Here is a 13,531-nt window from a genome sequence, read left to right on the forward strand (position 1 = left end):
TCGGGCGCTTCCACCGACAACACGGTTTCGGCGGCGGCCTTGCCGATCTCCGCCCGCGGTATCTCCGCGGAGGTACGCGCTGCGCCGCCAAGCGTCGCTAAGCCCTCAGCGCCGTTCACTACTGGCGCTATCAAGACCGGGGCCGCAGCCGCGCTACCATGCGCTTCCATCGACTCGGCACTAGCGATCGGGCTGGTTGCTAACGGCAGCGCGGGCGCCACGGTTCTCGCGTCCAACGACTGAGCCTCCGCATGCGGCGCCACAACCTTCTGATTTGCAAGCTCGTCGGCAGTCGGCGCCTCGATCGGCGCCTCCTCTGCGTCGGGCAGAGCTTCCAATTGTCGCGCCGGCAATTCCGCCCGAGCAAAGTCGATCGGCTCGACCTCTGCCTGCTCAGGCGGCGCGGGGGGCGGCAACGCTTGCTGCGCCTCAATCGTCGGCGGCGTCAACTCCGGCGGCGCCACCACAGTTAGGGCGTCAGCGCTTTCCGCACGCGATGGCGCCGATGGCAATTCGACAATCGCGGCCTCCACCGGCTCGGCCAGCGCCGAATCGCTCACGACCTCGCCAGCATCGTCAAACCGATAGTCGGGCATTGTCGGGCGACCTGTTAAAGCCGCCGCGTCGGTCCACTCCAATGGCTGTCGCAAGTTCCCCCACGACGTGAACGCCAGATACTGCTCCTGCAAAAAGAACATCAGCGCCAGATGAGCCAACAAGCTGGCCATGAGCGCCAATTGCAGCCGCAGCAACAGCCGTCCGCGCAGCGCCGCCAGACCAATCAGCAGCACGACGACGATTGCGCCAATCGCCGCCAGTCGAACTCCGCCGTGATGCAGCAGACGCGGATCGTCGAACCGGCTCCGCGCGACCACAATGCCCGCCGCCAGCCCGGCCAACCCCAGGATTGTGCCGGCAAGCGGCCACACCGCCAGGTAGTCGTCGCCAATTTCCCTCGCGCGGCGCGTCATTTCGATGGAGTCGTCGTAGTGTCCGTGTTCGCCGCAGTGCTTACGCGATAGTCGCGAATCTGCGCGCGATTGCAGAGATTCATCACCCCCACCACATATTCCCACCGGCAGCGCTTGTCCGCTCGGATCAGCACGGTTTGCCGTCCCGGATTGTTGGTCTCCGCCTGTTGCAGCGCGGCCAATAGCTCGGCTTCTCCTAGTTCGCGGCCGTGCATGTGCCAACGCCCGACCTGATCCACGTTCACCACCAACTCACGTGGCCGCGAGATCAACGGCTTCGCCTCGCTCGCCTCCGGCAGCACGACGTCCATTACCAAACTTTCTTCCTGAAAGGTCGTCGCCACCAAAAAGAATATCAACAACAAAAACACCACGTCGATCAACGGCGTCAGATTCAGCGCGTCGAGCACACGCCCTTTTTGGATGCGAACTGGCATGGCAATCTCCGTGGCGCGTGACTACTCCGGCGTCGCCGCGCGCCGGCGCCGCGGAACCACTGTTTCCGGCGCCACGCGTGGCGGCTCGGCGTGCGCAGCCGTTGGCGGCTCGCGCTTGCCAACCCGCACTTTCCCCTCAAATCGCTCTAGCTCGGGCAACAGCGAATCAACGAACTCCTCGACATCTCCCAGCAGATTCTGAATTCGCCCCTCAAACCAGTGGGCGATCACCGCGGCCGGGATCGCCACGCACAGCCCCGCAAAGGTCGTCACCAGCGCCGTGTAGATTCCCTCGGCCAGGCTCTGCGATTTATTCACGCCGGCCGGGCTCACCGACGTCACGAAGAACGCCATGATCATTCCTTGCACCGTGCCCAATAGGCCCAATAGCGGCGCCACCGTGATCGCCAGTGTGATGGGTCGCACGCCGCGATAAAGCCGATTCGCCTCGCGCTGCAGGGTGTCTTGCACCGCCATGCGTATCTCGCTCGACGGATGCCCCACCTTGAGCAGCGCCGCGCGCACGACGCGGCTGGCCGAATTCGGCTTCGCTTCGCACATGCGATACGCCAGCCTGGGATCGAGCCCTCCGGGCGCGTGCGTCAACTCGCGCAGCTCCTTCAGTAGTCGTCGCGGCGCCACGCGGCGACGCCGCCGCGCCAGCCCGCGTTCGATGGTGCAGGCCAGCACCACGATCGACACCAGCGTGATCGGATACATCAAAATGCCCCCCGCAAAGAACAGATCGAGCGCGTTCAGCCGCTCCTGAGGGACGATCTTTGCCGCCGGCGGGGCCGCCGCGTCGGCCGGAGCCGACAGCGCCGCGTTGGCCAGCGCTTCGGCCTGTGCCGCGTCGGCGGGCGGCGTTTCGGCGCCTGCGGCGGCAGGCTCCTGTGCGCGTGTAACGCCTAATAGCGCGCACAACAAAACGATTGTTCCGCTCACTCTGCGTAATGGGTTCATGATCGCCATGAATCTCTCTGTTCCACCGTGTTAACCAGCCGCCAATGCCGACAATCGCTCGCGGGCCGCCGCCGCCTGTTCGCTCTGCGGAAACTTGTCGACGACCTCTTGATACGACTTGCGCGCCTGATCTTGCTTCTGCAGAACCTCGAAGCAACGCCCCGCTTCGTAATGCGCCGCCGCCTGCCATTTGGCATGGCGGTATCCATAGGCCACCTTGAAAAAATCGCGCACCGCTTCGGCGTGCTGACCTCGCGCGAACTGTATCTCACCCATCATGAAACGCGCCTGCGCCGCGATTTCCGCATCGGTCGCGTCAATCACTTGTTGGTATAGCGCCAGCGCCGCATCGCTCTGGTCCTGATTCTGCGCTGCCCAGCCTTGTGCATAGATCGCGTCCGGCAGACGCGCCGATTTCGGAAACTCGCTCGCGCACCGGGCGGCCAACTCGCCGCTTCGCGCAAAATCCTTCAATTGCGCGGCGGCCTGCGCCGCATGCAGTAGCGCCGCGGCCCGAAACTCCGGGTCGCTCATCCCTTCCGCCGCCACCAGCGCCGCAAGCGCCTCGTCCCAGCGCTCTTGCTGGAAAGCGATTTCGCCCAACATGAAACTCGCGTCGGCAGCCAAGGCGCCTTGGGGCCATGTCGCGCGTTGCCGCTCAAAAGCCTCGCGCGCTTCATCGAATTTTCCCAGCCGAAAGTTGGCCCAACCCGCCTTGTGCGCCGACTTCTCCCCCAACTCTCCCTCGCCTGCCAGCTCAAGCGCCTTCGCATACGCGCCTGTCGCTTCGGCGTAGCGCTGCGCTTCGTAGTCGATCTCCGCCTGCTGAAAGCGCGCCTCACCTGCCAAGGGGCTCTGCGGAAACCGCTCGGCCAGCGTCGCGAAAGCCTGCTGCGATTCAGCGACCTGTCCCGCGGAGCGCCGCGCCCACGCCAGTTCATAGGTCGCCCGATCGGCGGCCCCATAATTGGGATCATCGGCCAACAGCGCGCCAAAAGTCGCGCTCGCCCCGGTCGCGTCTCCTTGCGCCGACTGGCACAGCCCCAGCATATAGCGCGCGTCGCTCCGCTCGCCCCCCTCGGGCATCGCCGCCAGTACCGACTGCAAATCGCCAATCGCCGCCGGATACTGCTTGAGCTCGTAATTCGCGACGGCGCGCACGTAACGGGCCCGCCGTGCCAGCGCTGCGTCCGCTGCGGGCTCGAACAGCAGCGTAACGGTAGTCACACATTGACTGTGATCGCCCAACTTGAGAAGCGTCCATCCCAATCCCAATCTCGCAAGCGGCGTCTGTGGTCCATCCGGCCATTGGCGCACAATCCGCTCATAGGCCGCTCGCGCCGCGGCGTTGTCCCCCACCGCCAACGTCACGTCGCCCAACTTGAGATAGGCGCGATCCAAAAGCGCGCTCTCCGCGAATCGCTCGATCAGCGTTTCCAAAGTTTTGCGCGCGACGGCAAGCTCTCCCGATTTCTGTTCGGCTTCCGCCAGCGCCATGAGCGCTTCATCGGCCTGTCGCCAATCGCGGTTCGTGTCCCACGACTCACGCAGCGATTGGATTCCCTCTGCTGTTTCCTTTAGTTCGATGTGCGCGATGCCGGCCAAATAAAGGGCCTCTGCCCGCTGCGCCGCGTCGACCCAGCGATCATTCCAAGATTTGACCAGCTCAATCGCCTCGCGCGGCTGCTTGTCGAGATACGCCGCCCACGCCTCGCGCAGCGCCCAGCGCGGCGCCGATGCGTTCTTGGGATTATCGCGAACCAGCGCCGCCAGTCGCGCTCGCGCTTCTGCATTTCGGCCGAGTTGCAGCAAGCTCTCCGCCGCAACAAATCCGGCGTCAGCCGCGTAGGAATCCTGGGGAAATCGACCGGTGACATCGGCCGCCAACTCCACGGCTCGCGCAAAATCTCCCATCTGATGCGCCGTGAATGCCGCAAGATAGAGCGCCCGGGGCGCCAGCGGATGCTCCGGATAGTCGCGCGCCATTTGCAAATACTGCGCCACCGCTTCTTGCCGCCTTTCAGCAACAGCGGCCAAGGCGTCACCGCGATCGATCGCAAGCTGCCCTGTGGCGAGAGAATGACCCGCCCCCGGCAGAACGCGGTCGATTAACAGCACGGCCTCCGCTGGTTGCTTGGCCTGCAGCAGGATCTGCGCCATCCAGTGGGCGGCGTCCGCCGTCTCGGCCTGCGGCGGATCGTCCAACAGCGGCGCCAAGTGCTTCCGCGCCTTGGCCGCCTCCCCTCCGCGGTACAGCGATCGCCCGGCGCCCAATTGCGCCACTCCTCGGTACCTTGACTTGGTAAACCGCCCGGTCAACGAGCCGTAGAGCGCGGCCGCCTTGAGCCAATCGCCTCGCGATTCCACCGACTCGGCCTGCTTGAGCAGCGCCAAGTCGGCTAGCGGCGAATCGCTCTCCGCCGCTTTGGCCAATAGCGCCTCGGCATCCACCGCCTTGCCGTCCGCAATCCATATCTGCGCCAATCTTAGCCGCACCTCCGCGGCCAAACGGTGCTGTGGGTAAGTTTCCAAAAATCGCCGCGCCGATTGCGCCGCCAAGGCGCCCTGCCCCACCTCATCTTGCGACACAGTCAACGCATAGAGCGCCTCCGGCGCCAGTTCGTGCTGCGGATACGATTTCAAGAAGCGCTCATACTCCGCTATGGCGCCCGGCTTGTCCCCGCCGCCATAAAGCGCCTCGCCCCGATAGAACGTCGCGGCGGGCAATCGCTTGGATTGCGGAAACTTCTGCGCCAGTAGCGCCAACGCTTCGGCTGCCTGCACGTATGCTTCCGCATGGTTCGCCTGGCCGTGGCGATACAGCGCTAGTCCCAATTGATAATACGCGGCCTCCAATTGTTGCGACTTGGGATGCCCAACCACCACCGCCCGAAACTCCCCGGCCGCTGGCTCATACTGCTTCGTTTGAAACAGACACACCCCGCGATAATAGTGCGCCAAGTCAGCCCGCGCGTCCTGCGGGTGCTTCTCCAAAAACCGGCCCCATTCGTCGGCGGCCAGTTCATAGAGTTGACGGTTCTGTAGCGCCGCCGCCGCCGCATAGGCCCGTGCCGCAGCGCTGTCGGCCAGCGGTTCGGCCGCGAGCGCCGAATAGGTCCATGCGGCGCAAAGCAACACGCTCCCTACGATCGCCTTCGCAATCGAGCGGCGCAAAGATGGGTGATAGCAACCAGTCATGCCTTGCCAACAGATCGAGGATCGTCGCCAACCGGCCGGCTGGCGATGGTTGGCCATCCTGGCCGCCAAGCCGCTCACCGAGCCGAATCCGGCCTTCTCATGCCAGTTTTCGCTCGCCGAGGGATACTCTTGCCGCAACGAGGCGGGATCATTTAATCATCGTGGCAACAAGGCTCAGCGCGGCAATGAGAGCCTGGGCCTACGAAAGACTTACGGCTTTCGCGGCACTTAGGATTTTCGCGACTGGCGGCGCCGGATTCAAGAAAAATGCCAAATTCACGTGGCAAGCGCGGTGTGGCAAGCCAGGCAGCTCAAATTCGCGGCATTTACTTCCTAATTTGGCTCGTTTTCCACCACATTTGCCGGAATGAGCCGCCAGGCGATCTCCGTCCCCGGCTCGCTGATGCGATGCATGATAAATTTGATGCGAAAGCGTTGCTTCTCTTCCTTCGCCCGCGGGTCAATTACGTCGTACAGCACTTCCAAGCGCTCGAACTTGCTGCTCCGCTTCACATCGCTCACCTCGCCGAACTCGATTCGCGCGTCCGGCGATAATTCTTTTAGTCGTTGCACGATCGCTCCACCCGCGAACTCGGCAAATTGCTCCTGCAGCTTAGGCAACTCGGCGTAGTCGCTTTCGAGCCCTTCGTCGAGTTCCAATCGCGCGATGGGAATCAGCGTCATTTGATGCGCGCGCCGCAGGTTGCCTCCGCGCACGTCGCCAATCCACATGTCGCACAACCGCCGCGCCTCAGTGTCGACCACGTAACGGTGCGCCAGCGTTTGCGTCGCCGCCCCCACGCCGTTGATGATCGCCAGGCCGATCCCCAACAGCGCCAAACCGCGCCCTGTCAGATTGGGCGCGTACCGCCGAATCTGCGCAAGCGCCACGATCCCCAGGGCGACCGCCGCGACTGGCACGATCCACAATAGAAAATGCGCCCATGCCGCTAGCGACGCCACTCCCAGCGCAAGCGCGGCCACCGCCGGCACGCATACCGCCCGATACGCGTCCCCCTCGCCGGGCGACATGCGCGCCGCGCGATCGGCGCCCGATCGTTGCGGTTCGTCGGCGGCAAGCGGCAGTGGCGTCATGCGAATCCAAAAAGACTAATCGATCCCGCCGCAACGAAACACGACATCGGCGACGCGCGGCGCCTATTGCACCGCGGTAAAAGAATCGTCCTTCTCATACTGGTCTCGGCGGGTCGTGTAATTCGGTATGAACATTCCCTTCGGATCAAACACATGCGCCTCGGGATTGTTCTCGTCCACCACCCGCGACAACGAGCCTTGCGACAAAAGCTGCACAAAACCGAGCCACTGCCGGTCGGGCTTGAGCCCAAAGAAAATCGGGTTCTCCGCCTTGAAACCACCCCACATAAAGTTGCGTCCCAGCGGAGCCGTGTGCAACGTCATCGTCGTAAATGCGATCATCACATAGGCGGTCCAAATCGCGAAGAAGTATCCCCCCGCCAGATCAATCGGCCGTTTGAAGCGCACCCGCACCTTCGACAACTGATCGGTCGCCGCCCGCAGCACCAAAAACGCCAACGCGAAGATTCCCCAGACCGCGACAATATCCCAAAACATGGTGCCGCTCGGCACATATTTGGTCATCAGCGTCGCCAGCGCCTCGAAAAAGTTCGTCGCCAAAAGCGCCGCCAACAGCGTGTTCATAAGCGTCAGCAAGCTGCTCCACAATCCTTCGCGCAACATCGACGCGAAGATGCCGATCATCATGACCACCAGGACAAGCGGAAATAGCATGCTCATGGGAGACTCTCGTCGGTTCTAGGCAATTCTCAATTCGCCAGTCACTCTCAAACTCGATCCTACTCCTTCAACACCCGCATCAACTCCTGCAGCGAGGTCACCCCCCGGGCGACCAGCAAGATGCCTTCCTCTTGCAGTCCGCGCATCCCTTGTTTGCGGCTTTCTTGCCGCAGCAGATCGAGCTTGGGCGTCTTCGCCAGCACCTGGCGAATCGCGTCGTTCAGCACCAACACCTCAAAAATCGCCGTCCGTCCCAGGTAACCGATACCGCCGCAATCGGGACATACCTGCTCTGGCTGTTGCGGCGGCCGATAGAACATCTCCACTTTGCCAGCCGGAATGCGCAACTGCTGTAGCACCTGCGCGGGGGGCGGATACCCTTCTTTGCAGGTCTCGCACAATTTGCGAATCAGCCGCTGATTGACCACGGCGATCGCCGCCTGCGCGAACTTCTCCTTCGAGCCCTTGAGCATCAACACGCGCAGTAGCGCCTCGTTCGCCTCCTTCGCGCGCACCGAGCCGATCACCAGTCGATTCTCCTCGACCTGGTCGCACAAAAAGTCGACCACCTCGCCATTCACCAACTCGCGCACCACCAGCACGTCCGGATACAACCGCGCGATCTTCGGCAACACGGTGAGTGGCGTCTCCCCCTTCGCGCTGGTGTACTCATGCACTGGCACGTTCTCGGTCGTCTGCTCCTTCTTGCTCGACTCCTCCACCGCCATGAAGCTGCGCGTGAAGCGATCCGAAGAGCCCAATGCCGCGGTCACCAGCGCCGACAGCCCACCCCGCGGCGGCGCGCAAAAGATCAAGATGCCCTTGGGCTGCGCCAGCAACTCGCGCACCTGTTCCACCAGCTTGTCGCGCATGCCCAGGTCGGGCAGCTTCTTGAACCGCGCGCTCCCATCGTCAAACTGCGCCAGCACGCGCTCGCCAGTCTGCGTTCCTTGGCTCACCACCGCGCACGAGTATTTCAACTTCTCGTGCTGCACAATGAACTTCCCCTGCTGTCGCGCCCGCCGCTCCTGAGGATTGAGCGCCGCCAGCGTCTTGATCACCGCCAGCATCGCGTCTCCCGATTCTCGATCGCGCGAGTCGCCATTGTGCCACACACCGTCGATCAACATCCGGATCGTCATCGCCTGCGCCGTAAAGTCCAGCATCATCGACTCGGCCCGCCGGCTGATCGCGTCCCACACCAGCTCCTTGGCCGGCCCAAATCCTGGCGCGTTGCGCGCGTTGAAATAACGGGCGTTGTCGTCGGCGGGCGTCGCGCCGCCATGCGCCACCAGCGTGATCGGCGCGCCAAGCTGGTCCGACCGCTTGCGCTCGGCGTTGATCTTGATGCCCAACGGCCGTAGGCGTTCCGCCGCGACGAATCGCAGGTGGTCCGACGTCAGCACCTTCTGGTGCGGCTCCACTCGCGCGTTGCGATAAAACACATACGCCAAGAGCGGCGTGATTTGCGCAAAAATCAACAGCGCCAATCCGCCGGCGAAGTACGGAATATAAAACGCGCCGATGAACGCCACGAAAAACGGAAACACCACCAGTGGGTTCCACAGCACATAACTCAGCCGATGTCGCTGGCAGTCGATGTTCACCCAGTTTGTCGTCGACACCCACCACAACATCACCAGCCAGACCACGGCAATCTTGATCCAACTGAGATACATCCCCGCGCCGCGCGGCATCGACGACACCGTGCCGTCGTACGCGGACGGAAACGGCGGCGCGTTCTGCGCCCATGCCGCCGCCGGAGCGAGCACGCACCACAGGGCGACCAGCGCCATCATCCATCGCAGCCAACGCATCACAGAATTCCAGGGGCCGCGACCGAAATGCCTTTCAGCGCCATCTTGAGCGAATCGACGTTCGGCGCCACTTCAAACGCCGTCGCGCGATCGATCAAGTCCGCCTCCACCAGCGATTTGAGGCTCATCGTAAAGTCCTGCATCCCTTCGTTCACGCACATCCGAATCGCGTCCGGCAGGCGCTCGTCGTTCCCCTCCAGCACTAGCTTGCGCACGGTGGGGTTGAACGTCATGATCTCCACCGTAGGCACCCGCCCCACCCCCGGCTTGATGCTCGGCAATAGCTTTTGCGCCACGATCCCCTTCATGTTGAAGGCCATCGCGCTGCGCAGCGCCGGGTGCATGTCCTGTGGAAACAAGTCGAGGATGCGGCCAATTGTGGTCGGCGCGCTGGAGGCGTGAATCGTCCCGAACACCAAGTGTCCCGTTTCCGCCGCGTGAATCGCCGTCAAGAACGTCTCGCGATCGCGCATTTCGCCCACCAGCATCACGTCGGGATCTTCGCGCACCGCGTGCTTCATCCCGATCTCAAAGTTCTTCACGTCCGCGCCAATTTCGCGCTGGTTGATCAGGCACTTGTCCTCCGAAAACACCACTTCAATCGGATCTTCGAGGGTCAGAATGTGCTTGCGGTAGTTGTGATTGATCCAATTCAACATCGAGGCGATGGTGGTCGTCTTGCCGGAACCGGTCACCCCTGCCAAGAGCACCATCCCTTGATCGAACTTGCACAACTCCTCCATCACCGGCGGCAGGTTCAGCCCGTCGAAGTCGGGAATCCAGTTGTTCACGCGCCGCGCCACCAGCCCCACATGCCCCATCTGTTGCAACAAATTCACGCGGAAGCGCCAGTTCTCGCCATCCACCTCCACCACATGCGCGAAGTCGGCGCCTCCTGACTCTTCAAAAATCTTGCGGTTCCGCGCGTCCATCATCGGAAAGCACAGTCGCACCATTTCCTGGTCGTCGATCGGCTCGCGATTCAACGGCCGCAAGCTGCCATTGACGCGCAGATAAGGCGCCTTGCCCACCTTCAGATGCAGGTCGCTCCCCTTCAGCTTCACCGCCGTGCGAAACAGCTTGTCGATCTCCAGCTCGCGCTTTTGGCCGCCATAGCGCGCCATCTCGTCGTCGAGACTGAAGTCCTGAGTATCCAGGTGACTCGTATGTCGGCTGCCAAGGCTCATCGAAATGACGTCCTGTTCCGATTGTGTCGTTACGCCGCGCGCTCGTCCGGCAAACGGACGGCGATGCCGCGCTCTCGCATGATACGTTTTGTTTCAGTAATCGTGTATTCGCCAAAGTGAAAGATGCTCGCCGCCAGCGCCGCGTCGGCGTGTCCCAGCGCGATCGCGTCCGCCAGGTGCTCGGGACGTCCCGCTCCGCCGCTCGCCACCACTGGTATCGAAACCGCTCGGCTCACCGCCGCCGTGATTTCCAGATCGTAGCCCTGTTTGGTGCCGTCGGCGTCCATCGAGGTAAGCACAATCTCGCCCGCTCCCAGGCGTTCCACCTCGCGCGCCCAGGCCACGGCTTCCAGCCCCGTCCCTTTGCGGCCGCCGTTGATATGTACTTCCCAAAACTCGCGCCCGTCACGCTGTACGCGCTTGGGATCGATGTTCACCACGATGCACTGGCTGCCAAATCGCTGCGCCGCTTCGCGCACGAACTGCGGGTTTTGCGGCGCCGCCGAGTTGATCGACACCTTGTCGCAGCCGGCGTTCAATAGGGCGCGGATGTCGTCGACCGTGCGAATCCCCCCCCCCACCGTCAGCGGCATAAAGATGACTTCCGCCGTACGGCGTACCACATCCAAGATGATGTCGCGTCCCTCATGGCTGGCCGTAATGTCCAGAAACACCAGTTCGTCGGCGCCCTCTGCCTCATAGCGCGCGGCTACCTCCACCGGGTCGCCGGCATCGCGAAGATTCAAGAAATTCGTTCCTTTCACCACCCGGCCTCGATTCACGTCGAGGCAAGGGATGACGCGCTTGGCTAGCATCGTCAAAGCCCGCGTGTTGTTCTGTTCCGATGGAAGGCGGGTCGCTGGCTCGACTCAATTGGTCTAAGCCGTGGCAAGCTATCACTTTAAGCCCAAAACCCTAAAGACGCAACGAGCCAGCATCAGGTTTCGCCGCGCCGCGCGAATTGCCGTACGCGATCCTCAAATTCGCGGCAACTGTCGTGATTCTCCCGACCCAAGCCAGTTGCCGCACTCTTGGGAAGGGAGAAAAATGCCGCAGCGGCTTCCGTTCGCAGATCGATCGTCGTACTCGTTGCCGACAAAGCCCCAAATGTCCCAACCACGTTGCCATCTCTGCGGTCGCGACGTTCCGCTCACGCGACATCATCTGATTCCCCGCGCCTGCCACCGCCGCGGCTGGTTCCAACGGCGTTACAGTCGAGAGCAGCTAAATCGGTGGATTCCGCTTTGCCGACTTTGCCACAGCGGAATCCACGATCTTATTCCCAATGAGCAGCAACTTGGCAAACAGTACGCCACCCCCGAACAATTGCTCTCCCATCAAGGCGTACAGCGCATGCTGGCCTGGGTTCGCAAACAAAAATGAGCGTCACTTTGACCCAATCGGTCATCTGAGTTGACCCACCCGTACCGCCCCTTTACGATCGATTGAAAGGGTTTGCTCGGGCCAACTTACAGCGCTTGCGCACATGCGCTCGGGCGGCAGGGCAACCCCAGGGAGAGGTATGTCGTGATTCGTCCGTGCTGGGTGCGTTCGTTCCCTGCGCGCCAGGCGCTTTCGGCGCTGGCGCTCGGCCTCTTGGCCAGCGTCTTCCTCCCGCGCGCCTATGCCGAGCTCACGCCCGAGAGCCCGGAGGTCAAAAAGGCCGTTGAAAAAGCGCTGAAGTTCCTCGGCTCGGCAAAAGATCAGCGGCTCGGCGGTATGGCGGTCATGGGACTCGCCGCCTACAAAGCCACCAGCGATCACAAGCATCCGGTCGTTCAATCGCAGCTCGACGAAGTGCTACAGCATGTGAACGGCGACGGCGTGCTCAAGCAACAAGATATCTACTCGCTCGGCATCGCGCTCATCTTTCTGGCCAATATCGATCCCCAATCGCACACTCCTCAAATAAAGGCGCTGATCGACGAACTGGCGGCTCGCCAAAAGGGGCACGGCGGCTGGGGATATACCCATCTGCCAACCGGCGACACCTCGATGACGCAATACGCCGTCCTCGGCCTCTGGGAGGCAGCGCGCGCCGGTTTCGATACGCCCCTTGCCGCATGGGAGAATGTCGCCAATTGGCTTTTGCGCACACAAGATCCCAGCGGCGGCTTCGGCTATCAAGGCAACGACCCCGGCACCTTCGAGCGGACCACGCAGAACGAGGTCCGACATAGCCTCACCGCCGGCGGCCTCTCCAGCCTCTACCTTTGCGGCGATTATCTCGGACTCAACCTCGCCACGGGTCCTACCGAAAATCTCTCCGCCGCCCTCAAGCCCGTCGGTGGCGCGAAGCGGCGCAAGACCGGCCGGCTCAGCGACAAGGTCGATCCCCAGCGCATCGACGAAGCGCAAGCGCTCGGCGCCAATTGGTTCAACGATCATTGGGAACTCGCGCCCACCACATCGCAGTACTTGCACTACTTCATGTATAGCTTCGAACGCTACGAGAGCTTTCGCGAGGCGTTCGGCGGCCAGCCTGAATCACGCGATTGGTTCGATGGCATCGCGCAAGCGCTCCTCAAATCGCAGTCGGGCACAGGCAGTTGGGCCAGCGGATCGGGCGCGCAGGTCGACACCGCGTTCAGCGTGCTGTTCTTGGTCCGCTCGACCAAGAAAACCCTGGTCGATGCGGGCCTGTTAGGGGGCGGTTCGATGGTGGCTGGTCGCGGAGTTCCAAAAACCGATGGCGCGCTGCGGATGCGCGGCGGCGACATCGTCGCCTCCCCGCTGAACGTCCCCGCCGCGCAGTTGCTGTCGCTCGTCGAGGACGCCAGCAACCCCGAGAGCGTGAAGGCGGCCGAAGGGCTGTACGCCTTGGCCACCGCCGCCGACGAATCGGTGCTCAACCAACACGCGGTCCAGTTGCGCAAGCTCGCCGGCGCCGATTCGCCCGAGGCTCGCATGGCCGCGGTCACCGCGCTTGGTCGCACGCGCAACCTGGATAACGTGCCCACCCTGATCTTCGCCCTCACCGATCCCGATACCCAGGTGGTCACCGCCGCGCTCGAGGCGCTTCGCTACATCAGCCGCCAACGGCCGGGTTCGACCGGCACGGTCATTGCCGACGAGACGGGCCGCAAGGTCGCCATCGAGTACTGGAAAAACTGGTATCTCGCCATCCGCCCCGATGCCTCCCTCACCGACTTGGAGCGCTGACGAGCGAGCCGGACCCGCGC

General features: G+C 62.8%; 11 protein-coding genes. 2 read left to right on the forward strand and 9 right to left on the reverse strand.

What is annotated here, in order from left to right:
• The 4 genes from K1X71_14505 to K1X71_14520 all read right to left on the reverse strand — a co-directional run.
• The coding region (locus K1X71_14505) for a hypothetical protein (protein MBX7074354.1) at positions 1-971 on the reverse strand (971 nt) is incomplete at its 3' end.
• Positions 968-1,408: a biopolymer transporter ExbD gene (locus tag K1X71_14510; GenBank protein ID MBX7074355.1), complete on the reverse strand. Its 441-nt coding sequence runs from the start codon at positions 1,406-1,408 to the stop codon at positions 968-970. The genes K1X71_14505 and K1X71_14510, both read right to left, overlap by 4 nt.
• Positions 1,409-1,429: 21 nt before the next feature.
• Entirely contained in the window at positions 1,430-2,371 is a 942-nt protein-coding gene (locus tag K1X71_14515) for a MotA/TolQ/ExbB proton channel family protein (protein ID MBX7074356.1), read from the reverse strand.
• A 30-nt stretch (positions 2,372-2,401) separates the two neighbouring features.
• On the reverse strand, positions 2,402-5,545 hold the full coding sequence (locus K1X71_14520) for a tetratricopeptide repeat protein (protein MBX7074357.1): 3,144 nt from the start codon (positions 5,543-5,545) through the stop codon (positions 2,402-2,404).
• A gap of 22 nt (positions 5,546-5,567) precedes the next feature.
• On the opposite strand from K1X71_14520, the gene K1X71_14525 reads away from it, so the two are divergent.
• Positions 5,568-5,801, forward strand: a complete 234-nt coding sequence (locus tag K1X71_14525; GenBank protein ID MBX7074358.1) for a hypothetical protein — start codon at positions 5,568-5,570, stop codon at positions 5,799-5,801.
• Positions 5,802-5,902: 101 nt separating this feature from the next.
• On the opposite strand, the gene K1X71_14530 is transcribed toward K1X71_14525, so the two are convergent.
• The 5 genes from K1X71_14530 to hisF all read right to left on the reverse strand — a co-directional run bounded on the left by K1X71_14530 (position 5,903) and on the right by hisF (position 11,164).
• The gene (locus tag K1X71_14530; GenBank protein MBX7074359.1) at positions 5,903-6,664 is read right to left on the reverse strand and encodes a DUF4190 domain-containing protein; all 762 of its coding nucleotides are present in this window, start codon (positions 6,662-6,664) and stop codon (positions 5,903-5,905) included.
• A gap of 63 nt (positions 6,665-6,727) precedes the next feature.
• Positions 6,728-7,345: a CvpA family protein gene (locus K1X71_14535; protein MBX7074360.1), complete on the reverse strand. Its 618-nt coding sequence runs from the start codon at positions 7,343-7,345 to the stop codon at positions 6,728-6,730.
• 59 nt (positions 7,346-7,404) lie between these two features.
• Complete coding sequence (gene tadA, locus K1X71_14540) at positions 7,405-9,162, reverse strand: Flp pilus assembly complex ATPase component TadA (GenBank protein MBX7074361.1); 1,758 nt, start codon at positions 9,160-9,162, stop codon at positions 7,405-7,407.
• Positions 9,162-10,349: a PilT/PilU family type 4a pilus ATPase gene (locus K1X71_14545; protein ID MBX7074362.1), complete on the reverse strand. Its 1,188-nt coding sequence runs from the start codon at positions 10,347-10,349 to the stop codon at positions 9,162-9,164. The genes tadA and K1X71_14545 overlap by 1 nt, the downstream gene beginning before the upstream one ends.
• 29 nt (positions 10,350-10,378) lie before the next feature.
• On the reverse strand, positions 10,379-11,164 hold the full coding sequence (gene hisF, locus K1X71_14550) for an imidazole glycerol phosphate synthase subunit HisF (GenBank protein ID MBX7074363.1): 786 nt from the start codon (positions 11,162-11,164) through the stop codon (positions 10,379-10,381).
• 712 nt (positions 11,165-11,876) lie between these two features.
• Between hisF and K1X71_14555 the strand changes: the two genes are divergently transcribed.
• The gene (locus K1X71_14555; GenBank protein MBX7074364.1) at positions 11,877-13,511 is read left to right on the forward strand and encodes a HEAT repeat domain-containing protein; all 1,635 of its coding nucleotides are present in this window, start codon (positions 11,877-11,879) and stop codon (positions 13,509-13,511) included.
• The last annotated feature ends 20 nt before the right edge of the window (positions 13,512-13,531 follow it).

The organism is Pirellulales bacterium (assembly GCA_019694455.1).
Classification (GTDB): Bacteria; Planctomycetota; Planctomycetia; order Pirellulales; family JAEUIK01; genus JAIBBY01.